Source organism: Clostridium polyendosporum (genome assembly GCF_018332455.1).
Lineage (GTDB): Bacteria > Bacillota > Clostridia > Clostridiales > Clostridiaceae > Clostridium_AY > Clostridium_AY polyendosporum.
Genome location: NZ_BOPZ01000042.1, coordinates 1 through 23439 on the forward strand (window position 1 = coordinate 1; position 23439 = coordinate 23439).

The 23439-nt window shown below is 32.2% G+C and carries 17 protein-coding genes; 13 read left to right on the top strand and 4 right to left on the bottom strand.

Annotated features, from left to right (window positions below; translation table 11 throughout):
* Positions 1 to 162: 162 nt before the first annotated feature.
* Together CPJCM30710_RS16235 and CPJCM30710_RS16240 are read right to left on the bottom strand one after the other, a co-directional pair.
* On the bottom strand, positions 163 to 2784 hold the full coding sequence (locus CPJCM30710_RS16235; protein WP_212905205.1) for a calcium-transporting P-type ATPase, PMR1-type: 2622 nt from the start codon (positions 2782 to 2784) through the stop codon (positions 163 to 165).
* A gap of 367 nt (positions 2785 to 3151) precedes the next feature.
* Positions 3152 to 5059: an NAD(+) synthase gene (locus tag CPJCM30710_RS16240; RefSeq protein ID WP_212905206.1), complete on the bottom strand. Its 1908-nt coding sequence runs from the start codon at positions 5057 to 5059 to the stop codon at positions 3152 to 3154.
* A 728-nt stretch (positions 5060 to 5787) separates the two neighbouring features.
* Here CPJCM30710_RS16240 and CPJCM30710_RS16245 point away from each other — a divergent pair.
* From CPJCM30710_RS16245 to scpB, 12 genes are all read left to right on the top strand, one after another.
* Positions 5788 to 6849 carry an alanine racemase gene (locus CPJCM30710_RS16245; RefSeq protein WP_212905207.1) on the top strand — a complete coding sequence of 354 codons (1062 nt, stop codon included), beginning with the start codon at positions 5788 to 5790 and terminating at the stop codon, positions 6847 to 6849.
* A gap of 229 nt (positions 6850 to 7078) precedes the next feature.
* Positions 7079 to 10822 (top strand): phosphoribosylformylglycinamidine synthase, encoded by a 3744-nt coding sequence (locus CPJCM30710_RS16250; protein ID WP_212905208.1) that lies wholly within the window; start codon positions 7079 to 7081, stop codon positions 10820 to 10822.
* A 93-nt stretch (positions 10823 to 10915) separates the two neighbouring features.
* On the top strand, positions 10916 to 11395 hold the full coding sequence (gene purE, locus CPJCM30710_RS16255; protein WP_212905209.1) for a 5-(carboxyamino)imidazole ribonucleotide mutase: 480 nt from the start codon (positions 10916 to 10918) through the stop codon (positions 11393 to 11395).
* Positions 11395 to 12102, top strand: coding sequence for a phosphoribosylaminoimidazolesuccinocarboxamide synthase (gene purC / locus CPJCM30710_RS16260; RefSeq protein ID WP_212905210.1), 708 nt, complete (start codon positions 11395 to 11397; stop codon positions 12100 to 12102). Before purE ends, purC begins: the two co-directional genes overlap by 1 nt.
* Before the next feature lie 22 nt (positions 12103 to 12124).
* The gene (gene purF, locus CPJCM30710_RS16265; protein ID WP_212905211.1) at positions 12125 to 13531 is read left to right on the top strand and encodes an amidophosphoribosyltransferase; all 1407 of its coding nucleotides are present in this window, start codon (positions 12125 to 12127) and stop codon (positions 13529 to 13531) included.
* A 7-nt stretch (positions 13532 to 13538) separates the two neighbouring features.
* A complete protein-coding gene (purM, locus tag CPJCM30710_RS16270) occupies positions 13539 to 14540 on the top strand; it encodes a phosphoribosylformylglycinamidine cyclo-ligase (RefSeq protein WP_212905212.1) in 1002 nt (333 codons plus the stop codon).
* Positions 14528 to 15139 (top strand): phosphoribosylglycinamide formyltransferase, encoded by a 612-nt coding sequence (gene purN / locus CPJCM30710_RS16275; protein WP_212905213.1) that lies wholly within the window; start codon positions 14528 to 14530, stop codon positions 15137 to 15139. Before purM ends, purN begins: the two co-directional genes overlap by 13 nt.
* Before the next feature lie 19 nt (positions 15140 to 15158).
* Positions 15159 to 16661 carry a bifunctional phosphoribosylaminoimidazolecarboxamide formyltransferase/IMP cyclohydrolase gene (gene purH, locus CPJCM30710_RS16280; RefSeq protein ID WP_212905214.1) on the top strand — a complete coding sequence of 501 codons (1503 nt, stop codon included), beginning with the start codon at positions 15159 to 15161 and terminating at the stop codon, positions 16659 to 16661.
* Positions 16662 to 16813: 152 nt separating this feature from the next.
* Positions 16814 to 18061, top strand: coding sequence for a phosphoribosylamine--glycine ligase (gene purD / locus CPJCM30710_RS16285; protein WP_212905215.1), 1248 nt, complete (start codon positions 16814 to 16816; stop codon positions 18059 to 18061).
* Between the two features lie 281 nt (positions 18062 to 18342).
* Entirely contained in the window at positions 18343 to 19506 is a 1164-nt protein-coding gene (locus CPJCM30710_RS16290; RefSeq protein WP_212905216.1) for a D-alanyl-D-alanine carboxypeptidase family protein, read from the top strand.
* A 184-nt stretch (positions 19507 to 19690) separates the two neighbouring features.
* Positions 19691 to 20446, top strand: a complete 756-nt coding sequence (locus tag CPJCM30710_RS16295) for a segregation/condensation protein A (protein ID WP_212905217.1) — start codon at positions 19691 to 19693, stop codon at positions 20444 to 20446.
* Complete coding sequence (gene scpB / locus CPJCM30710_RS16300; RefSeq protein ID WP_212905218.1) at positions 20439 to 21038, top strand: SMC-Scp complex subunit ScpB; 600 nt, start codon at positions 20439 to 20441, stop codon at positions 21036 to 21038. Before CPJCM30710_RS16295 ends, scpB begins: the two co-directional genes overlap by 8 nt.
* Positions 21039 to 21042: 4 nt before the next feature.
* On the opposite strand, the gene ytfJ is transcribed toward scpB, so the two are convergent.
* Entirely contained in the window at positions 21043 to 21543 is a 501-nt protein-coding gene (ytfJ, locus tag CPJCM30710_RS16305; RefSeq protein ID WP_212905219.1) for a GerW family sporulation protein, read from the bottom strand.
* A gap of 29 nt (positions 21544 to 21572) precedes the next feature.
* Positions 21573 to 22085 carry a DUF2953 domain-containing protein gene (locus CPJCM30710_RS16310; protein ID WP_212905220.1) on the bottom strand — a complete coding sequence of 171 codons (513 nt, stop codon included), beginning with the start codon at positions 22083 to 22085 and terminating at the stop codon, positions 21573 to 21575.
* Positions 22086 to 22241: 156 nt separating this feature from the next.
* Between CPJCM30710_RS16310 and CPJCM30710_RS16315 the strand changes: the two genes are divergently transcribed.
* The gene (locus CPJCM30710_RS16315; RefSeq protein ID WP_212905221.1) at positions 22242 to 23312 is read left to right on the top strand and encodes a D-alanyl-D-alanine carboxypeptidase family protein; all 1071 of its coding nucleotides are present in this window, start codon (positions 22242 to 22244) and stop codon (positions 23310 to 23312) included.
* Positions 23313 to 23439 lie beyond the last annotated feature (127 nt).

A 23439-nucleotide genomic window follows, 5' to 3' on the forward strand; every position in this document is an offset into this window, starting at 1 on the left:
ATATAAAATTTTATTCAAATTAATAGAAAAGCTCTCTTTTAAAATTTATCCACAAGTTTGCTAGAAAAACCCCCTGTTTAAAAAACAGAGGGTTTTTCAGCAAACTGGAAAAAATAGAAATGCACTTAGTGCATTTCTATTTTTTTATTTTTGTATTCACCTTTATTTGCTGTGATTTCTCATAAAGAATTTCACAAGTTCATTGATAATAAATGGTATAAGTGAAAGTAGAATTACAAATATCCAATCATTAAATGTAAGGGCATAAACCTTAAATATCCTTGCTATTGGTGTGATTGTAATAACACTTGCCTGGAGGATTATACCAATTATTATTGAGTAAATAAGATATTTATTTGAGAATAATCCAATTTTAAAAATAGATTTTCTTTGATTTCTTATTGTTAGAGCATAAAATAATTGAGATATACTCAAAACTACAAAGGACATTGTTTGAGCGTGAGTTAAGGAATCAGGATATAAAGCTTCTCCAACTTTAAAAGCAACAAGCGTTAAAACACCTATTAGAGCACCGTTTAAAGGTAAGAAAATACTGGTTCTTCCTGCAAATATACTTTCTTTTGGATTACGTGGTGGTACGTCCATAACTCCCTTATCACCTGGATCAACTCCTAATGCAAGTGCAGGTAAGCTATCTGTTATAAGATTAACCCATAATATATGAATTGGTAATAAAGGAGTATCCCAGTTAAGTAAAATAGCAAAAAATAAAGTTACAACTTCACCTAAGTTACAGGATAGTAAGAATATTATGGATTTTTTGATATTGTTAAAGATATTTCTTCCTTCTTCAACTGCTGATACTATTGTTGTGAAATTATCATCTGTAAGTATCATGTCTGCAGCACCTTTAGCAACATCCGTGCCTGTTATTCCCATTGCGACACCTATATCTGCAGCTTTTAATGATGGGGCATCATTAACACCATCACCAGTCATTGATACTATATTTCCGTGTGATTTAAAGGCTTTTACTATTTTAACCTTATGTTCAGGTGATACTCTTGCAAAAACTCTAAGTGTTTTTACCTTTTCTCTAAATTCTTCATCGGAATATTTATCAATATCAGCACCAGAAATTGACTCATCAATGCTGCTAGCGATACCTAACTCCTTTGCTATAGCAAAGGCTGTGTTTCTATAGTCACCAGTAATCATAACAGGAGTAATTCCAGCACCTCTGCAAAAAGCAATAGAATCTTTAACTTCTATCCTTGGAGGATCAATCATACCTACCATACCAATAAATATTAAGTCAGATTCAACTTTATCTAGTTCTACATTAGTTGATGGAATTATCTTATAAGCGGCTGCAAGTACTCTTAAAGCATCATCTGACATAGCATCAGCAGCTTTTAAGATATTCTTTTTTAAATCTTCAGTTAAATCAACAATATTACCATCTAATAAGGCTTTATTAGAGATTCTTAGTATGCTGTCAATGGCGCCTTTCGTATATACTCTAAATTCATTTTCCGCATATTTATTAATAGTTGTCATTAGTTTTCTATCTGAATCAAAAGGAATTTCATCTACTCTTTTATGTTCTTCATTTAAAGAATCCCTAAAAATATTAAATCTAAAACCAGCTTCTAAAAGTGCTATTTCTGTTGGATCACCAGTTTTTGAGTTTTCTGAATAAGTAGCATCATTACATAAAACCATACAGTGAGCTAACAGTTTATTGGTTTCATTATTTATATCAAGGTTTTCTAAAGGTTCTAAATTCTTGTTGGCATAGTACTTGGTAACTGTCATTTTGTTTTGAGTTAAAGTACCAGTCTTATCTGAACAAATGATATTAACTGAACCAAGCGTTTCGACAGCAGGCAACTTTCTAATAATAGCATTTTCCTTTATCATTCTTTGAACACCCATAGCTAAAACTATGGCAACAATAGCAGGAAGTCCTTCTGGAATTGCTGCTACTGCAAGACTTATAGATGTTAAAAGCATCTCAAACCAATCTCTTTTTTGAAATATTGATATTATAAAAATAAGAATACATACTCCTAATGCAACAAAACCTAATACTTTTCCTAACTCTTCTAATTTTTTTTGTAGAGGTGTTACACCTTCTTCTTCTTCCTCAAGCATTTTAGCAATTTTACCTATTTGAGTAGTCATACCAGTTTCAACTACAATTCCAATACCTCTACCATAAGTAGCTAGAGTAGACATGAAAGCCATATTATGCTGGTCTCCAATGCCTATGTTTTCTTCTGTAATTATTAAGTCACCGTTCTTTTCCGCTGGTACAGATTCACCTGTGAAAGCTGATTCTTCAATCTTTAAATTAGCACTTTCAATCAATCTTAAGTCGGCAGGTATATATCTTCCAGCATCAATCACAACTATATCTCCAGGTACAACCTCCTCAGAAGGAATTTCTTTCAATTCACCATCTCTTTTTACAATGGCTTTAGGGGTAGAGAGCTGTTTTAATGCCTCTAGAGCTTTTTCAGCCTTTGACTCTTGGACTACACCAATAATCGCATTTATAAATATAACCATCAAAATGATAATTACATCAGAATATTCTCCCATAAAACCAGATATTACAGCCGCACCTAATAAGATATAAATCATAAAGTCAGCAAGTTGGGCGAGAAACATTTGAACTAGAGTTTTTTTCTTTTTAGTTTTTAGTTGGTTTCTACCATGCTTGTTTAAACGGTTAGATGCTTCTTCTGAAGAGAGGCCGTTTACCTTATTTACGTCTAACTTTTTAAGCACCTCTTCTGAGCTTGTGTTATACCACATTTAAATTATCACCTCTCAAAAATAAAAATTATAGTCTTTTTAAAGATAAACAACTTTAATCACCCTTAAACATTCATGAATAATAAAAGTTGTATATCTATAAGTATAGCATACATGAAAAGTAAAAAAATAATACTATGGTAAATTTTCCCATTAAGAATCGACAAGGGATTTATAGGGTTTAAAGATAATATATAGGGAGTGATGAGCTTCGCATAGATAAATATCATATAAATAATAAAGGTGAGCAGTCATTGAGTTTGTTCATTTTTAGTCAGATTTTATGTTGTGAAATGGAGACAAATAAACTCAAAGACAGCATATAAGCTGCCTTTGAGTATTATAATTATGTTTTTTTAGAGAGTTATTATTTAAACCATGTATTTACACTAGCATCTGAAGGCATTCTCCAATCTCCTCTAGGTGATAAACTGATGGTACCAACCTTAGGACCATCTGGTAGTGCTGAGCGTTTGAACTGTTGTGAGAAAAATCTCCAAAGGAATTTATCAAGCCATTTTTTAATAATTTCTTTATCATATTCATCCTTGAAAGCATGGCAAGCAAGGAATAGAATTCTTTCAGGTGAAGAACCATGTTTTATAAAATGATAAAGGAAGAAATCATGAAGTTCATAAGGGCCAACGATATCCTCAGTTTTTTGTGTTATATCTCCACTTACATCTCTTGGAAGAAGCTCTGGACTTACTGGTGTGTCTAAAATATCTAATAAAGTTTCACCAACTTCTCTTGAAGATTCTTTTTCAGCTACATATTTTACAAGATATCTAACAAGAGTTTTAGGTATGGAGCAGTTTACTGAATACATGGACATATGATCTCCGTTATATGTACACCAACCTAAAGCTAGTTCGGAAAGGTCACCAGTACCAATTAGAATTCCTCCTTCCTTATTTGCAATATCCATAAGGATTTGAGTTCTTTCTCTTGCCTGAACATTTTCATAAGTTACATCGTGAATACTTGTATCATGGCCTATATCTTCAAAGTGTTGAAGACAAGCTTTTACAATATTAATTTCTCTTAAGTCACATTCAAGTTCTCTACAAAGAGTAAGAGCATTGTTGTAGGTTCTATCTGTAGTACCAAAACCAGGCATAGTTATTGTTACTATATTTTTTCTTGGCATTTTTAGCATATCAAAAGTCTTTACTGCTACTAAAAGTGCAAGGGTAGAATCAAGTCCTCCTGAAATTCCTATAACAGCTTTTTGAGCTTTTGTATGCTCTAATCTTTTCGCTAAAGCAGAAGTCTGAATGTTGAAAATTTCTTTGCATCTTTCGTGTCTTAAAGCCTCTGATGAAGGAACAAAAGGATGCCTATCTACAAATCTATCAAACTTTTCTACACCGGAATCCTTAAGATTAAATTTGACTTCCCTATAGTTTGTTGAATGTAATTTTGCACTAGTTCTAAAGCTTACATTCTTCATTCTTTCTGAATTAAGTTTATAAATATCTACTATAGAATAGATATTTGTATTTTCTCTTTCGAATCTATCATTTTCATTTAAAATAATTCCATTTTCACCTATAAGCATATGACCACTAAATAAAAGATCTGTTGTAGATTCATGCACTCCAGCAGAACTATATATATAAGCACTCATGCAGCGACCACTTTGATCTTCAACGAGACCTTTTCTATATGCACTTTTAGATACAAGCTCATTAGAAGCAGAAAGGTTTGCTATAATATTTGCACCCTGTAATGATAAATATGAACTTGGGGGAATAGTCACCCATAAATCTTCACATATTTCAAATCCAAGCTTTATTTCACCACATGTAAAGATCAAGTCAGTACCAAAAGGAACATTTTCTTGGAAGGAAAGATCGATAGATGTTTCTTTTAGACCTAGACCTTCAGTAAACCATCTCTTTTCATAAAATTCAGTGTAGTTTGGAATGTAACTTTTAGGAACTATACCTAAGACCTTGCCTTCAAAGATTATATAACCACAGTTATAAAGGCAATTGTTGTGTAGAAGTGGTGCCCCTACAGCAATGACCATATCTTTACCTTCGGAAAATAAGCATATTTCTTTAATGCCTTGTTCCGCATGGTTTAGTAATTTCCATTGAGTAAATAAATCTGCGCAAGTGTATGAGGTGATAGAAAGCTCTGGGAATATTAATATCTTTGATCCATTAATATATCCATCCTCTATACAGCTTTTTATGTTTTCTATATTATAATCAATATCAGCAACTTTAGTTTTAGGACACGCTGCTCCAACTTTTATGAAATCCATAACATCATCTCCTTCTGTGATTTTTAGAATATCTGATTTTATTTCTAACTTATTATTTTAATTTAAAACTTAATATTTATATGCTGTCATTTCACAAAGTGAAATGTGATTAAGAATAAAAGGTTCGATGCCCTTGAATTCTTATTTATGATGTCATATTTGTTTATTCCTACTATAAAATCTTAAAACTAAAGTAAAGGAAAATCAATAAAAATTGAAACTATTTCTATAAAAAGGATAATGTTCTATATCTAAGCTTTGCTATTCTTAAATAATTGTAGTGCTGCTTTTTATAAAGGGCTGCAGATCTTTTTATCTTCTAAGACATGAATAGAAAATAATATAATGAAGATAATATAAATACCTTTAGGTTAATTTACGTAGGACTTTTGCCGCCAGAAATGGCGGTGTTTTTTTACTCTTTAACAAATTATAAAATTGAAGAATTGTGAATAACTTGAAAATGTAATTTAGGACGGCCAGTTTAATTAAGATACCTAAAGAGTAAAAAATAAAATATAGTTCGCCTGCCAATTTTTCCTCACATCTGTTCGGAAAGGCAGATGCGTAAAAAAAATCGACAGCTCCACACAGTCGCCTTGGCGATTTTTTAATATACCCTTGTTCACTTTTGATGGTATAATAAATTGGATATTTGATTATTGTAAAATTAATTTAAATTGTAGGTAATTAAAAGAGATTTGTTATATTGAGAAAGGATTAGACGGATGAAAAATTTTTGGTGTGAAGTTTACTTAGATAAGATAGAACATAACTTAAATCTAATAAAAAAGTTTACAGAGGATAAAAAACTAATAGCAGTAGTTAAAGGTAATGCTTATGGATTAGGTATTGAGGAAATTTCAGAATTTCTAGACCCTATGGTAGATTTTTTTGCTGTTGCAGATATGGAAGAAGCAAAAAGAGTACAATCCTCTAAAGAAATATTACTTTTAAGTCCACTAGTTACTTTGGATGATTTTTATACCGATATGGATAATATAATATATACATTAGACAATGAAGAATTACTTTCTCATCTTAATAAAGATATTGAGATAAAAGTACATATTTATGTTGATACAGGAATGAATAGGATGGGTATTAAGCCTGAAAAACTAGATGAGATGATAGAACTAATAGAAAAAGAATTTAACAATATAACTGTTGATGGTATTTATACTCATTTACATAATACAAAGAATAAAAAGTACACAATAAAACAGATTCAAAAATTTAAAAAATGTACTGAAAAGTATATTGATACTATTCCACATATTCATTGTTTGAATTCTGCTGGTACTCTTAAAGAAGAATATAGAGCATTATGCAGTTTTACCAATACTGTTAGAACCGGTAATTTACTTTATGGTTATGATGGTTTTTCTCAGGGATTTAAAAAAGCTTATGGTTATTTTGCAAAGCCAGTAAATAAATACTTTGTAAAAAAGGGAGAATATATAGGGTATGGATGTGCATTTAAGGCCAAAAAAGATATAAACATTGGCGTCTTAGGTTTTGGTAATATAGAGCACTTTGGGTTTAATAAAGATGTAAAGCACAATATTTTCTATGACTTATTAAAGGTCTTATATAACCATATAAAATTTAGACCTGTACTATTCATAGAAGGGAGAGGTGTAAAAATACTTGGAAGAGCAAATATGAACACAACTTTAATTGATTTAAATGGTTTTTCCTTAGATGACACAATTAGGGTAGATATCTCACCAATACTAGCGGATAGTTTAGTAAAAAAGTTATATTTAAAAGAAGTTGCCGAAACATAGGAAGTAATTTAAAATTGAATATTCGTTTTATGGCGAATATTTAGGTTTTATACTGTTTAAATATTGACAATAAACTATGAGAGTGGTATCTTTAAATTAAGGTACGAACGATATCGAAAATAAACAATAAATAATTCGGAATAATCAAAGGCGATTAGTTTTAAGGGTATTTCCTTAAGGCACTGCCTTAGGGTTTTTTTTGTGAAAAAAACTATGCTGGAGGGAAATTATGATAAGAACATTATATGTAGAAAAAAAACAAGGCTTTAATATTGAAGCAAAAGCAATGCTAGAGGATTTTAGACAAAGTCTTCTTATTGATTCACTAGAAGATGTTCGTATATTGAATAAATATACACTATCAAAAATTAATGAAGCGTATTTCGATAAGGCTGTTAATACAATCTTCTCAGAACCACCATTAGATAATGTTTATCAAGAAGAGTTTCCAATGGGAGAAAATGAGATAGCATTTGGAGTAGAATACCTACCAGGACAATATGATCAAAGAGCAGATTCAGCGTCTGAATGCTTTCAATTATTAACTGCTGAAGATAAAATAGATGTCAAGTCAACGAAGATAGTAGTTTTAAAAGGAAAATTAAGCGAAGAACAAGTAGGGAAGATAAAGGAATACTATATTAACCCTGTAGACTCAAGAGAGGTTGATCCTCTTTCAAAAGAGTTATTCTCATCTTATGACATTCCAGAAGAAGTAGAAGTTCTTAATGGTTTTATAGACCTAACAAGAGAAGAACTTCAATCACTATACAATGATTTATCTCTTGCTATGAGTATAGAAGATCTAATAATGATTCAAGATTATTTCAAGAGTGAGGGTAAAAATCCTACTATTACTGAAATTAGAGTAGTTGATACATATTGGTCAGATCACTGCAGACATACTACGTTCCTAACTTCAATACAAAATATTGAAATTGAGGAAAATCAGTTTACTTCTCCAATAAAAGAAAGTCTTGAAAATTATAAAGCTTCAAGAGAATTTGTTTATAAAAATGAAGATAGAGAGTTAACTTTAATGGACATTGCTGTTATCTCAATGAAAGAAATGAGAAGAAACGGCATGCTTGATGATTTAGATATTTCTGAAGAAATCAATGCTTGTTCAATAAAGGTAAAAGTTGAAACTGAAAAGGGTGTTGAAGACTACCTTGTTATGTTTAAGAACGAAACACATAACCATCCAACTGAAATAGAACCATTTGGAGGAGCTGCAACTTGCTTAGGTGGTGCTATTAGAGACCCACTTTCAGGAAGAACTTATGTATACCAAGCAATGAGAGTTACAGGAAGTGGAGACCCAACAGTTCCAATAGAACAAACATTAAAGGGAAAACTTTCACAAAGAAAAATCACGTTAGGAGCAGCAAAAGGATACAGCTCTTACGGAAACCAAATAGGTCTAGCTACTGGTCAAGTTGCTGAGATTTATGATGAAGGATACATAGCAAAAAGAATGGAAATTGGTGCAGTTATAGCTGCAGCACCAGCAGAAAATGTAGTAAGAGAAGTTCCAGCTCTAGGAGATGTAATTATTCTGCTAGGAGGAAGAACTGGAAGAGATGGTTGTGGTGGAGCAACAGGATCTTCAAAAGAACATACAATTGAATCTATTGAACAATGTGGTGCAGAAGTTCAAAAAGGTAACCCACCAACAGAAAGAAAAATACAAAGATTATTTAGAAATCCAGAAGTATCAACAATGATTAAAAGATGTAATGACTTCGGTGCAGGTGGAGTATCAGTTGCAATCGGTGAGTTATGCAGAGGTTTAGATATAAATTTAGATCTTGTACCTAAGAAGTACGAAGGATTAGATGGTACAGAATTAGCAATCTCAGAATCACAAGAGAGAATGGCTGTAGTTATAACTGCAGAAAATGCAGAAAGATTCAAAGCTCTTGCTTTAGAAGAAAACCTAGAAGCTGTAGAGGTTGCTAAGGTTACAGACACAGATAGAATGAGAATGTTCTGGAGAGGAAAGAAGATTGTAGATTTAGCTAGAACATTCCTAGATACAAACGGAGCAAGACAATATACAGATGTATTAGTTAAAGCTCCAGCGGCAGAAAAAACATTCTTTAACGAAACAAAGATTGATGATGTAAAAGAAGCTTGGTTTGATACAATCAGCAGCTTAAATGTTGCATCTCAAAAAGGATTAGTTGAAAGATTTGATTCAACTATAGGATCAAGTACTGTACTTATGCCTTTCGGAGGTAAGTATCAGTTAACTCCTACTGAAGGTATGGCTGCTAAAATCCCTGTTTTAGGAGGAGAATCAAAGCAAGCTACTATAATGACTTACGGATATAATCCACAGCTTGCAAAGTGGAGTCCATACCATAGTGCTTACTATGCAATAATCGAAGCAGCAACTAAGGTTACAGCTTGTGGTGGTGACTATAAGAAAATTAGATTAACATTACAAGAATACTTCGAGAAACTTGGTAAGGATTCATCAAGATGGGGTAAGCCTTTTGCAGCATTACTTGGAGCATACCAAGCACAAAAGGATCTAGGAATACCTGCTATTGGTGGAAAAGACAGTATGAGTGGTAGCTTTGGTGATATGGATGTTCCACCAACATTAGTAGCTTTTGCAGTAGCTGTTGAAGATGCAGATAATATAATCTCACCAGAGTTTAAGAATGTAAACTCAAAAATAGTTTATGTAAAAGCACCAAGAAAAGCAGATGAGATGCTTGATTTAGAACAATTCAAGAATAATCTTGAAGTTGTTGCAAAACTTATAAAAGAGAAAAAAGTCACTTCAGCTTATTCAATCAAATTCGGAGGAATTTGTGAGGGTATTTCTAAGATGGCTTTCGGTAATAAGATTGGGGCTAAGCTTTCAGCAGTAAGCAAAGAAGAACTTTTCGAAGTAGGCTATGGTTCAATGATATTAGAAGTAGCTTCTTCAGTTGAAATCGAAAAGGAATTTGACGGAGCAACTTATAAAGTTATTGGTGAAACACAAGAATCAAGACAAATTGATGTGCTTGATCAAAGCTTTGATATTGATGAACTTATAGAGACTTGGGAGAAGAAGTTAAAGAAAGTATTTAGAATAAAGACTTCTGATGAGAAAGTAAGACTTGAAACTTCACTTTATTCTGGTGTAGGAGCTAAAGCACCTGCAATAAAGGTAGCTAAGCCAAGAGTATTTATTCCAGTATTCCCAGGCACAAACTGTGAATATGATATGGCTAGAGCCTTTGAAAAAGAAGGAGCAGAAGTTAAGCAATTTGTTTTAACAAACATTACTAAAGAAGCTCTTGTTGAATCCATACATGAAATGGAAAAAGAAATCAAGAATAGCCAAATCATAGCAGTTCCAGGTGGATTTAGTGCAGGGGATGAACCAGACGGTTCAGGTAAGTTCATTGCAACTGTATTCAGAAACGAAAGAATTAAAGAAGCAGTTACAGAACTTTTAAAGAATAGAGATGGATTAATGATTGGTATATGCAACGGCTTCCAAGCACTTATCAAATTAGGATTAGTTCCATACGGTGAAATAGTAGATCTAGAAGAAGATATGGCTACATTAACTTATAACAACATAGGAAGACATATGAGTTCTATAGTAAAAACAAAGTTAGTTTCAAAGCTTTCACCTTGGTTCTCAGAAGCAGATCTTGGATCAGTACATGATATTGCAATTTCTCATGGAGAAGGTAGATTTGTTGCTCCAGAGAAGTTAATTAAGGAACTTCAAGAAAAAGGTCAAATAGCAACTCAATATGTTGATTTTGATGGAAAAGTAGCTTTAGATATGCCATTTAACCCTAATGGTTCAACATTAGGTATAGAAGGTATAACAAGTCCTGATGGAAGAGTTCTTGGTAAGATGGCGCACTCAGAAAGACTTAATGACAATCTTTATAAGAACATACCTGGAGAATTTGATCAAAAGATATTCAAATCAGGGGTAAAATATTTTAAATAGTATAAATTAAATAGTATAAGTGTGGTGGGAGGTAAATTAATTATCAACCACCACTTAAACTGAAAATAAAGCACTAAATCTAGGAGGGTAATTATGAAAGTTGCAATTTTCTTTGGTTCAAAGTCAGATACAGATGTAATGAAAGGTGCTGCTAATGCACTAAAAGAATTTGGTGTTGAATATAAGGCATTCGTTTTATCAGCACATAGAGTACCAGAAAAGTTAATGGAAACTTTACATAAGATTGAAGAAGAAGGATTTGAAGTTATTATTGCAGGAGCAGGACTCGCGGCTCATCTTCCAGGAGTAATAGCATCACATACTACTATGCCAATTATAGGGGTGCCAGTAAATGCGGCAATAGATGGATTAGATGCTCTATATTCAATAGTACAAATGCCAAAGTCAATTCCAGTAGCTACAGTTGGTATTAATAACAGCTATAACGCAGGAATGCTTGCAGTTCAAATGCTTTCAATAAAATACCCAGAACTTAAAGATAAACTTAAGAACTTTAGAAAAGAAATGAAGGAAAAGTTCATTAAAGAAAATGGAGAAGGAGTGGAACTATAATGGAAAAGAAAGAAATGCTATATGAAGGAAAAGCAAAACAAATATTTAAAACAGATAAAGCTGATGAGGTTATAGTTTACTATAAGGACGATGCAACTGCTTTCAACGGAGAAAAGAAGGGTCAAATAGAAGATAAAGGTGAATTAAATAACGCAATAACATCAGCATTATTTAAAATTTTAGAAGAAAATGGAGTAAAAACTCACTTTATAGAAAAACTAAGTGATAGAGAACAATTATGTAAAAAGGTTGAAATAGTACCTTTAGAAGTTATTGTTAGAAATGTTGCAGCAGGAAGCATGGCAAAAAGACTTGGTTTAGAAGAAGGCTACGAGCTAAAGACTACTGTTTTTGAAATATGCTATAAGGATGACTCACTAGGAGATCCATTAATAAACGATTATCATGCTGTTGGAATTGGAGCAGCTACATTTGAAGAACTTAAGAAAATTTATGAAATGACAGCTAAGGTAAATGACGTTCTTAAAGAATTCTTCTTAAAGCAAAACATAAAGTTAATAGATTTCAAACTTGAGTTTGGAAGATACAACGGTGAAATATTACTAGCAGACGAAATATCACCAGATACATGCAGATTCTGGGATGCTACAACTAACGAAAAGCTAGATAAAGATAGATTCAGAAGAAACTTAGGAAATGTTAAGGATGCTTACGTTGAAATACTAAACAGAATTAACAATCAATAATTAGGATGAGAGGATTTTAAATATGATAGATCCAATTAACGATAAATTCAGAGAAGAATGTGGAGTTTTTGGTATATTTTCAAAGAATAACTTAGATGTTTCAAGAATAACATACTATGGACTTTATGCTCTTCAACATAGAGGGCAAGAAAGTGCAGGTATTGCAGTATCTAATGGAGAAGGTATAAACCTTCATAAGGGTTTAGGTCTTATAACTGAAGCTTTTAAAGAAGAACATCTAGATAAGTTAAAAGGTCATATAGCTATAGGTCACGTTAGGTACTCCACTACAGGATCAATAAAAGTTGAAAATGCTCAACCACTTTTAAGTTCTTATAAGCTTGGTTCTATTGCTACTGCTCATAATGGAAATCTTGTTAATGCAGATGTTCTAAAAGAGCTTTTAGAGGATTCAGGATATGTATTCCATACAACAATCGACTCAGAAGTTATCATCAGTCTTGTAGGTAGAGCAGCAAAGAAAGGTATTGAAAAAGCAGTTTTTGATGCAGTTCAAGCGATAAGAGGATCCTTTGCTTTAGTTATTATGACTAATGATAAGTTAATAGGGGTTAGAGACCCACATGGAATCAGACCTCTTGCTATGGGAAAAATTGATGATTCCTATATACTTGCGTCAGAAACTTGTGCTTTTGATGCAGTAGGAGCAGAGTATGTAAGAGATATTGAACCAGGTGAGATTGTTATAATAGATAACAATGGCGTAGAAAGCATAAGATATTCAGAAAAGACTAAGTGTGAAACTTGTGCATTTGAATACATATACTTTGCTAGACCAGATAGTATTATTGATGGAATTAATGTTCATCAATCAAGAGTTAAAGTAGGAGAAATGCTTTATAAACAATCACCAGTAGAAGCAGATGTAGTTATAGGTGTACCAGACTCAGGAATCCCTGCGGCTGTAGGTTATGCAAAAGCTTCAGGAATACCTTTTGATACAGGGTTTGTAAAAAACAGATACGTTGGAAGAACTTTCATAACTCCTTCACAAGAGTTAAGAGAAAGAGCAGTTTCTGTTAAGCTTAATCCGCTTAAGGTGAATCTTGAAGGTAAGAGAGTAGTTCTTATAGATGATTCAATAGTAAGAGGAACTACATCAAGACATTTAGTAGAAGCTTTAAGAAAAGCAGGAGCTACTGAGGTACACTTTAGGGTAGCATCTCCTATGGTTAAGTGCCCATGCTATTTTGGTATAGACACAGCTTATAGAAGTGAGCTAATAGCTGCTAATCATACTGTTGAAGAAATCAGAGATATGCTTGGTGCGGATTCATTAGATTACATAAGCATCGATAATCTTTTAGAAACTTTCGGAGAAAAGGAAGGATTCTGTCTTGGATGCTTCAGTGGAGTATATCCAGTATCTACACCAATAGAAACATCAAAAGATCATCTTGAAAGGTAGTGTTGAAATGTTAACATACAAGGAAGCTGGCGTAAACATAGAAGAAGGATACAAATCCGTTAAACTTATAAAAGAATATGCTTTAAGAACAATGAACAAATATGTATTAAATGGCCTTGGAAGCTTTGCTGGAATGGTAGAGCTTCCAGAAGGATATAAAAAACCTGTACTTGTATCAGGAACTGATGGAGTAGGAACAAAGCTTGAACTTGCATTTAAGACTAAAAAGTATGACACAGTTGGTATAGATTGTGTAGCAATGTGCGTAAATGATATATTATGTCATGGTGCTAAACCATTATTCTTTTTAGATTATATTGCTTGTGGAAAGCTTGAAGCTGAAGTAGCAGCAGATCTTGTTAAAGGTGTTTCAGACGGTTGTGTTATGGGAAACTGTGCACTTGTAGGCGGAGAAACAGCTGAAATGCCAGGATTTTATAAAGAAGGCGAATATGACATAGCAGGTTTTGCTGTTGGTATAGTTGATAAAGATGAAATAATAAATGGAAAAGAAATTGAAGAAGGTGACGTATTAATAGGTATAGCTTCTTCAGGAGCACATTCTAATGGATATTCTCTTATAAGAAAAGCATTCCCAGATATAAATGAGGATTTTAACGGAGAACCAGTGTGGAAGGCTTTATTAACACCTACTAAGATTTATGTTAAACCTGTTACAGAGGTTATGAATAAATTTAAGGTTAAAGGTATGGCTCACATCACTGGTGGTGGATTTATTGAAAATGTTCCAAGAATGTTTGGAGATAGACAGCTAACAGCGGTTATAAATAAAGACAGCTATGAGCTTCCAGCTATTTTTAATAGAATAATCGAAAAGGGTGTTGACAAAGACCATATGTACAACACATTCAACATGGGTATCGGCTTTATGTTATGTGTAAACAAAGAAGATGCTAATAATGTAATAGAACTTTTAAACTCATTAGGTGAAAAAGCTTATGAAATCGGCTATGTAACTGCCGGAGGTGAAGGCGTTTGTTTAAAATAGGCGTATTAGTATCTGGCGGCGGAAGTAATTTAGGTTCTATTATAGATGCTATTGAAAATAAAGAACTAAATTGCAGTATAGAAGCAGTGATTTCAGATAAGCCAGGAGTTTATGCACTAGAAAGAGCAGAAGCCAAAGGCATTAAAACCTTTGTTGTTGATAAAAAAGAATATAAACAAGAAACTTCTAATAAGATTCTTGAAATATTAAAAGATAAGGTTGATTTAATAGTACTTGCTGGTTATCTTTCTATACTTAATGGAGAAGTTCTTAGGGAATTTAGGGATAGAATAATAAATATTCATCCATCACTTATTCCTTCCTTTTCAGGGCCAGGGATGTATGGAATAAAAGTTCACGAAGCTGCTATAAAAAAAGGAGTAAAGTTTTCCGGATGCACTGTTCATTATGTTAATGAAGAGGTAGATGGAGGAGAGATACTTCTTCAACAGGTAGTACCTGTGAACTTTGAGGATACTGCTAAAGACCTTCAACAAAGAATCCTTAAGGAGGAACATAAGCTTCTTCCTAGAGCAGTAAAGCTTATAAGTGAAGGAAAAGTTGAAATAAAGGACGGAAAAACTAGAATTATTGAGTAATACTAAGGGAGGCTTTTCAATGATAAAAAGAGCGTTGATAAGTGTTTTTGATAAAACAGGCGTATATGATCTTGCAAAATTTTTAAGTGATAGAAATGTAGAGATTATCTCTTCAGGTGGAACATATAAGTTTCTAAAGGAACAAGGCTTAGAGGTTAAGGAAATTGCAGAGATAACTAAAGCTCCAGAGATGCTTGATGGTAGAGTAAAGACTCTTCATCCAGTAATCCACGGAGGAATACTTGCTATAAGAGATAATGAAGAACATATGTCAACTTTAAAAGAAAGAGACATAGACACTATAGATATGGTAGTAGTTAATTTATATCCTTTCTTCGAAAAGGTAAGAGAAGATCTTACTTTTGAAGAAAAAGTAGAATTTATCGATATCGGTGGTCCTACTATGCTTAGATCAGCTGCTAAGAACTTTAAAGATGTAGTTGTTATGCATGATGTTAATGACTATCAAAAAGTTATGGAAGAAATAGCTGAAAGTGGAGATGTTTCTTTTACTACAAGAAAGAAGCTTGCTGGTAAGGTATTTAATCTAACAAATGCTTATGATGCTGCTATAAGCAACTTCCTTCTTGGAGATGAAGAGTATCCAGAATACTTATCAATCTCTTACAAGAAGATGCAGGATTTAAGATATGGAGAAAATCCACATCAAAGTGCTGCATACTATTCTTCAAATGAATTTGCTGGTGCAATGAATTCTTTTGAAATATTAAATGGAAAGCCTTTATCTTATAACAATATAAAGGATTTAGATATAGCATGGAAAGTTGTTTGTGAATTTGATGAAGTTGTAACTTGTGCATTAAAGCACAACACTCCATGTGGTGTAGCTGTTGGAGAAACTGTATACGACAGTTATGTAAAAGCATATGATTGCGACCCAATTTCAATATTTGGCGGAATTGTAGCAGTTAACAGAAAAGTTGATAAGGAAACTGCTTTAGAGATGAATAAGATTTTCCTTGAAATCGTAGCAGCACCTGAGTTTGACGAAGATGCTCTAGAAGTGTTAAAAGGAAAGAAAAATCTAAGAGTTATAAAAGTAAATTCAAAGCCAGTAGATAAGAAATACATGGTTTCTGTTGATGGTGGAATATTAGTACAACAAGAAGATAAAATCCTTTTAGATGAAGCTAAGGTTGTAACAACAAAGGCTCCATCTGAAGAAGAAATGAAGGATTTAATCTTCGGTATGAAAGTTGTTAAGTATGTTAAGTCTAATGCAATAGTTGTTGTTAAAGACGGAAAAGCAGTAGGAATTGGTGGCGGCCAAGTTAACAGAATTTGGGCTACTATCGAAGCATTAGAAAGAGGCAAAGATGGAGTAGTACTTGCATCAGATGCATTCTTCCCATTTGGAGATGTTGTAGAAGAAGCTGCTAAACATAACATTAGTGCTATTATTCAACCAGGTGGTTCCATCAGAGATGAAGACTCAATAGAAGCATGTAATAAGCATGGAATAAGCATGGTGTTTACTGGAATAAGACACTTTAAGCACTAATTGAATTGATAATTAAGGATGGACGATTGACAATGGAGGATTAAACTTACTACAGGTAAGATATTAACCAACACTGTCAATTGTTCATTGTTTATAAGCACAATTAATTATTGTACATCTATCTTAACTTTGAGAAATATGGAGTGATAACTATGAAAATTTTACTTGTTGGTTCCGGTGGAAGAGAACATACGATAGCTTGGAAGCTTGCAAAAAGCGAAAAGGTAGAAAAAATATATGTAGCACCAGGTAATGGTGGAACGGCTTTAGAAGATAAGTGTGAAAACATAGCTATAACAGATATAGATCAATTATTAGTTTTCGCAAAGGAAAATAAAATAGATTTAACAGTTGTAGGTCCAGAAGAACCACTTATAAAGGGAATAACTGATAAGTTTAAGGCAGAAGGTCTTAGAGTCTTCGGTCCTTGCTCAAAGGGAGCAGCTTTAGAAGGAAGTAAAAGCTTCTCAAAAGAGTTTATGAAAAAGTACAATGTAAAGACTGCTGCTTATGAAGTTTTTACTGATAGTGAAAAGGCAATTAACTACTTAAAGAGCTGTGAATATCCGATAGTAATAAAAGCTGATGGATTAGCTGCAGGTAAAGGTGTTAATATCTGCGAAACTTATAAAGATGCTGAAGATACTATAGTAGACTTCATGGTAAATGATAGATTTAAAGGTGCAGGTCAAAAGGTAGTAATTGAAGAATTCCTTGAAGGGGTAGAAGCTTCAATTTTATCAATAACAGACGGACATACAATTATTCCATTTTTATCAGCAAAGGATCATAAGCAGATATTTGATGGAGGAAAAGGACCTAATACAGGTGGTATGGGAGTTTTAGCTCCAAATCCTTTTGTTACAGAAGAAGTTTTAGAACAGTTTAAGTCAAACATAATGGATCAAACTTTAGCAGGAATTAAGGAAGAGAAGTTTGATTTTAAAGGAATAATATTCTTTGGAATTATGATTACTAAAAAAGGTACATATCTGTTAGAATATAACGTAAGAATGGGAGACCCAGAAACTCAATCTGTTCTTTCACTTATGGAAAGTGATTTAGTAGATGTTATAGAAGCAGCTTTAGATGAAAAACTAAGTGAAACAGAAATAAAGTGGAAGAAAGGTGCTTGCTGTAATGTAGTTCTTGCATCTGGTGGATATCCAGGAGACTTTGAAAAAGGTTTTGAGATTACTATAGATGAAGAAATAAAGAACAATGTATTCATAGCAGGTGCAATTATGAAAGACGGAAAGTTATATACTTCAGGCGGTAGAGTGCTTTCAGTAGTAGGAATTGGCTCTGATATAAATGAAGCAAGAGAAAATGCTTATAAGAATGTAGAAAAAGTATCTTTTGAAAAGATGTACTTTAGAAAAGATATAGGGTTAGTATAATGAAATTGAGTAGGCATACAGCCTACTCAATTTTAGCTAGATTTCATTTTATGAAATGTTAGAAGATAAGAACTAAAGAACATTGACCCCTTTTATTCTTAATCAAATTTCATAAAATAATAAGAAAAGATGTCTTAAAAATAGGGCATCTTTTTTGTCGTTTGTTTAAAATATTTAGGTCATTTTAGTTTGATATATTTAGGTTAATTTAGCATACTTACATGTTTTTTGTGATAATTTATGTTTTTTTGGTAAAAATAAATTTGAAAGGAGGATTGAATATGATAAATAAAAGAATTAAAGGTGTGACTTTAGGAATATTATTTTTTTTCCTAATTGGATTATTCCCTCATAAAGTTTATGCTGAAGAACAAATCGATGTGGAAGCTAAATCAGCAATATTAATGGAGGCAACAACAGGTAAGGTTATTTTTGAAAAAAATTCACATGAAAAGTTTGCACCAGCATCTGTAACAAAGGTTATGACGATGTTACTTGCAATGGAAGCAATAGATAATGGTAAAATAAAATTTTCAGACAAGATAACAGCTAGTGAAAATGCAAAAAAAATGGGTGGAAGTACTATGCTGCTTGAAACTGGAGAAATAAGAACAGTAGAGGAAATTATTAAAGGGATAGCTATAGCTTCAGGTAATGATGCTGCTCTAGCAATGGCTGAGTATTTAGGAGGAACTGAGGGAAACTTTGTCACTCTTATGAATACAAGAGCTAAAGAGTTAGGTATGAATGATACAACCTTTAAGAATTGTACTGGGCTACCAGCTGATGGACATCTATCAAGCGCTTATGACATTTCTGTAATGTCAAGAGAATTACTAAAACATCCATCTGTATTAAAATATACAGGTACATATATGGAAACAATCTCAGAAGGACGAAAGAGTCCTATAGAGTTAGTAAACCATAATAAATTGGTTAGATTCTTTAAAGGCTGCGATGGATTAAAAACAGGCTTTACAAATGAAGCAAAATACTGTATTTCAGCAACTGCAGTTAGAGACGGAGTGAGAATGCTTTCAGTAATTATGGGGGCACCAAGCTATAAGGTAAGAAATAGAGATGCCAGCATGCTTATGAATTATGGTTTTTCAAAATTTGAAAGCAAAAAGGTTGTTGTTAAGGATCAAGATGTAGAAAAAATCAGTATGAGTAAGAATGGTGATAAATTCTTCATGGCCAAGGCCAAAGATGATGTAACATTAACCTATCCAAAGGGCTATGGTGACAAGATTGTAGGTAAAGTTGTTTTATCAACAGCAAAGGATAGATATGCAAAAGGTGATGTAGTTGGTAAGTGTGAATACTATCTAAATGAAGAGTTGATTGGAACCTCAGAGCTATATGCTGATAGAGACATTAAGAAAGCTAATGTCTTTGAAAATATCAAATTTAATTTTCAACACATATTTAAAGGCGGAGTTTAAGAAGGAGTAATCTCCTTCTTTTTTGTTGTCCTATAAAAAAGTATAGATTTTTCACATGTTTTTGAGGTAAATCAACTGCTGAAAAAGGGTGGCAGTGGCATAGCTACGTAGTTCTTTATTGCCTTTATCAGTTGTTGTTGATATTATATATATGTATGCAAATTTATACTGTAGGAGAGAATAAATGATATTTCCAAATATAAAAGTAGGGGATTTTGAAGGTCCATTTGATCTGCTTTTGCATCTAATAAAACAAAGTAAGATGGACATTCATGATATTAAGATATATGAGATAACAAATCAATATCTAGAATACTTAAATAAGATGAAAGAGCTTGATTTAGAGGTTACTTCAGAATTTATAGTAATTGCCGCAACATTACTAGAGATTAAGTCTAAAACACTTCTTCCAAAAGCTATTGATGAAAAACAAGAAGAAGAGGGAGATCCAAGAAAAAATCTTGTTGAAAAGCTTATAATTTATAGAAAAATTAAACAAGCTGCCGAATTATTAAAGACAAAGAGTCTTTATACTGGAGCAGTTTTTACAAAGAAGCCAGAAATCATTGAAGATGTTCCTAAAGATAAAAACAATAATAATGATGACATACTAAAAAATATTACAATGTTAGATCTTTATAATCTATATAATAAATTAATTGAACTATATAGGAGTAAGCAAAATACTGAAAATATTATAGAAAAAAGAATTTCAATAGATCGATATAAGATAGAAGATAAAATGGAATTCATTAAAGAAAAGATTTCAACCAAGGAGTATATTGAGTTTTCCTCACTATTATTTGATTGTGAGTGTAAGTTAGAAGCAGTAGTTACTTTTTTAGCAGTACTTGAGTTAATCAAACAGATGTCAATTAAGGTTACTCAGAAAGAAAGTTTTAGTGACATTATTATTGAGAGGATGATTGAAAGTGAATAACGTTGATATAAATCAATTTGAATTCGAAGAAATATCTAAAAAAGACACTCTTTTATCAATTATAGAATCACTGCTGTTTGTAAGTGGAGAACCTTTGGGGGTAAAAGATATAGCTAAAATTTTAGAGTGTTCTATTGAAGATACAGAGATGGTGTTAGAGGAACTTAAGCTTTCTTATGAGGACAGTGCTAGAGGAATAAAGCTAATTACTATAAATGGTATGTATCAACTTGTGACAAAACCACAAAATAGCGATTTTATACAAAAATTATTAAAGAAAAATACACGCCAATCTTTGTCACAGGCATCCTTAGAGAGCTTAGCCATCATAGCATATAAGCAGCCAATAACTCGTATAGATATAGATGAGATTAGGGGAGTAAAGAGTGATAGTGCTATTCAAAAGTTAGTAGAAAAGAATTTAGTAAAAGAAGTAGGTAGACTTGATGTTATTGGAAGACCAATTCAGTATGGTACTACTGACGAGTTCTTAAGACAATTTGGATTACAAGATTTAAAGGAATTACCATCCCTAGACTTGTTTGCAGATAATATTGAAAATGAAGAAGAAACCCATTATGATGAATCATAATGGGTTATTCTTTTTCTAAATCTTTATGAACTTCCTTTTCTACTTCTTTTTCTACCTCTTTTTTGACTTCTTTATGAACTTGTTTTTCTACTTCTTTTTGGACATTAATTTCTATCTTATCGTCACCCTTGAACTTCTTACAAAAGTCTTTAATTATGTCAATTACTTGAGGAACAGTATCAACGATTTTGTCATAGGTATTGTTTTGATCAACAGGAAGTAATCTAATAGAATCATTTTTTAGAACTAAAAATGCTACAGGCTTTACTGTAACTCCTGCACCAGATCCACCACCAAAGGGATATCTGGTCTCATCATGTGTTACTTTACCACAACCAAATTCACTACCACCTGAAGCAAATCCAAAGGATACTTTAGATATAGGAATTATGCAGCTTCCATCTCTTGTTTCAATAGCCTCTCCTATTACAGTATTTACATCTATCATGTCTGTGAGACTTTCCATGGTGCTTTTCATTAAATTTTCAATTGGATGAGTATCCATAAGCTTCCCTCTAAGGGGATACACCTCCTTTATTTTAATCGTAATTTAACTAGAATAATGATGTATATAATTTTAACTAAGTTGACAGAAATTATACTTTTAATTTTAAGATAGATAAAAAACTTTCCAGAATTAAAGACTGGATTAATTTTGGACTGAGATTTAATCAGTTTTAATGGAACATTTATAAATATATTTAAAGCAGATATTATTTGATGTATTATTCCATAAGATACTGCTGTTGTTGAAGCATCATCAAAGCCATATTCTAAGGAATAGTTCATTTTTATCTTTGGTTTTATAGGATTACAAGAAAGTAAGTTCATAAGCCTTCGTGCTTTTGGATAATTAAATTTATCTCTTATGGTATCTGATATTTTATGATCAATCTTTAGGTCTTTTTCTTTCTTTGCAGTTGAAAATATCTTAAATCTATATAAATAAATATTTAGATTTTTATCCTTAAGGATTATTGTTGTCTTTAGTGGAATAGGAGTTAATAGGGTTGATACAATTGTTATAATAATATAAAGAAAATTCATATTATGGTTATATCCTCCAAGTAAATTGCACATTAGTATTATTGCCTATTAACTCAATAATTATCCAACTTTAGAAAATAGTTAAGGAGTAATTTGATGTTTTTAAGTGAAAAATATTTATGAATAACATTTATCTTTGAATGAAAAGGTGATGATATGCTTATAAAAGAAAGATTAATAAAATACATAGCAGTGTTAAGTATCTTCTTTTTCTTTAGTTTAAGTTTTGGAAAGATTTTAGTATATGCAAAAGATTTAACTCCTGAAGCTCATCATGTTATTGCTATTGATAGCGATTCTAAGCAAGTTTTATATGAGAAAAATGGATATAATTCTGTACCTATGGCTAGTACTACTAAAATATTAACTGCATTAATAGCATTAAATTCTGGAGATATTAATAGAGTTTTTACTGTTAGTAAAAATGCAACAGCAATTAGAGGTTCAAAAATAGGTTTTAGGGCAGGTGAACAAATAACATTACATGAATTATTATTTGGTCTTATGATGAAATCAGGAAATGATGCAGCTATTACTATTGCAGAGGGTCTAGCAGGGAGTGTAGATGATTTTTCAAAGGTTATGAATAGTTTTGCTGAAAATATAGGACTTTTAAACTCCCATTTTCAAACACCACATGGATTAGATATGGAAGACCATTATTCTTCAGCTTATGATTTAGCAATAGCAACATCAGAAGCAATGAAATATGAAAAGTTTAGAGAGATAGTAGCTATAAAAGAGATTAGTAAGGAAAAATATAAATTTACAAGAGATTATAGAAATATAAATAAAATTCTCTGGATAATACCTAATGCAAATGGTGTAAAGACTGGATACACAGGAAAGGCAGGCAAATGTTTAGTTTCATCTATTGATCATAAAGGTAGAGATGTTATCATAGTTGTACTTAACAGCCCTCAAAGATGGCGCGTCACAGAAAAGGTTTATAAATATGTAGGAGAAAATTACGACTTCATGTCAGTGAGTCTTAAAGATACAATAAGATCTCAGTATAAGTCTCTTGAAGAATTTGTAGATGATTCCAATATTGATTTTGTCATTAAAAAGGGTGAAAGCTATCAAATTAAATTTACACCTATATCAAATAAAACCATTAAGGGAAATATTATAGGTAAAATAGCTGTATATGATAGTATGAATAATGTTTTAGTGAAAAAATATGTTTATTCTAATACTGATAAGAAGGGCTTTTTTAAGAACTAGCTGAGTGCTAGTTCTTTTTATTTTGACTTTAGTCCGTTGAGCACGTTGCGTGCGAAACATAAAACCACCCGCTATGCGGGTGGCGACATAAGGTTATACAAAAAACTCACCTTTTCACTATAATAGA

Bases quoted from the DNA above. Each gene is read 5' to 3' on its own strand.
- purM (WP_212905212.1), top strand. From the start codon at position 13,539: ATGTTAACATACAAGGAAGCTGGCGTAAACATAGAAGAAGGATACAAA.
- CPJCM30710_RS16310 (WP_212905220.1), bottom strand. From the start codon at position 22,085: ATGAATTTTCTTTATATTATTATAACAATTGTATCAACCCTATTAACT.
- CPJCM30710_RS16290 (WP_212905216.1), top strand. From the start codon at position 18,343: ATGATAAATAAAAGAATTAAAGGTGTGACTTTAGGAATATTATTTTTT.
- purF (WP_212905211.1), top strand. From the start codon at position 12,125: ATGATAGATCCAATTAACGATAAATTCAGAGAAGAATGTGGAGTTTTT.
- CPJCM30710_RS16240 (WP_212905206.1), bottom strand. From the start codon at position 5,059: ATGGATTTCATAAAAGTTGGAGCAGCGTGTCCTAAAACTAAAGTTGCT.
- purC (WP_212905210.1), top strand. From the start codon at position 11,395: ATGGAAAAGAAAGAAATGCTATATGAAGGAAAAGCAAAACAAATATTT.
- CPJCM30710_RS16295 (WP_212905217.1), top strand. From the start codon at position 19,691: ATGATATTTCCAAATATAAAAGTAGGGGATTTTGAAGGTCCATTTGAT.
- CPJCM30710_RS16250 (WP_212905208.1), top strand. From the start codon at position 7,079: ATGATAAGAACATTATATGTAGAAAAAAAACAAGGCTTTAATATTGAA.
- purD (WP_212905215.1), top strand. From the start codon at position 16,814: ATGAAAATTTTACTTGTTGGTTCCGGTGGAAGAGAACATACGATAGCT.
- purE (WP_212905209.1), top strand. From the start codon at position 10,916: ATGAAAGTTGCAATTTTCTTTGGTTCAAAGTCAGATACAGATGTAATG.
- CPJCM30710_RS16235 (WP_212905205.1), bottom strand. From the start codon at position 2,784: ATGTGGTATAACACAAGCTCAGAAGAGGTGCTTAAAAAGTTAGACGTA.
- ytfJ (WP_212905219.1), bottom strand. From the start codon at position 21,543: ATGGATACTCATCCAATTGAAAATTTAATGAAAAGCACCATGGAAAGT.
- purH (WP_212905214.1), top strand. From the start codon at position 15,159: ATGATAAAAAGAGCGTTGATAAGTGTTTTTGATAAAACAGGCGTATAT.
- CPJCM30710_RS16245 (WP_212905207.1), top strand. From the start codon at position 5,788: ATGAAAAATTTTTGGTGTGAAGTTTACTTAGATAAGATAGAACATAAC.
- CPJCM30710_RS16315 (WP_212905221.1), top strand. From the start codon at position 22,242: ATGCTTATAAAAGAAAGATTAATAAAATACATAGCAGTGTTAAGTATC.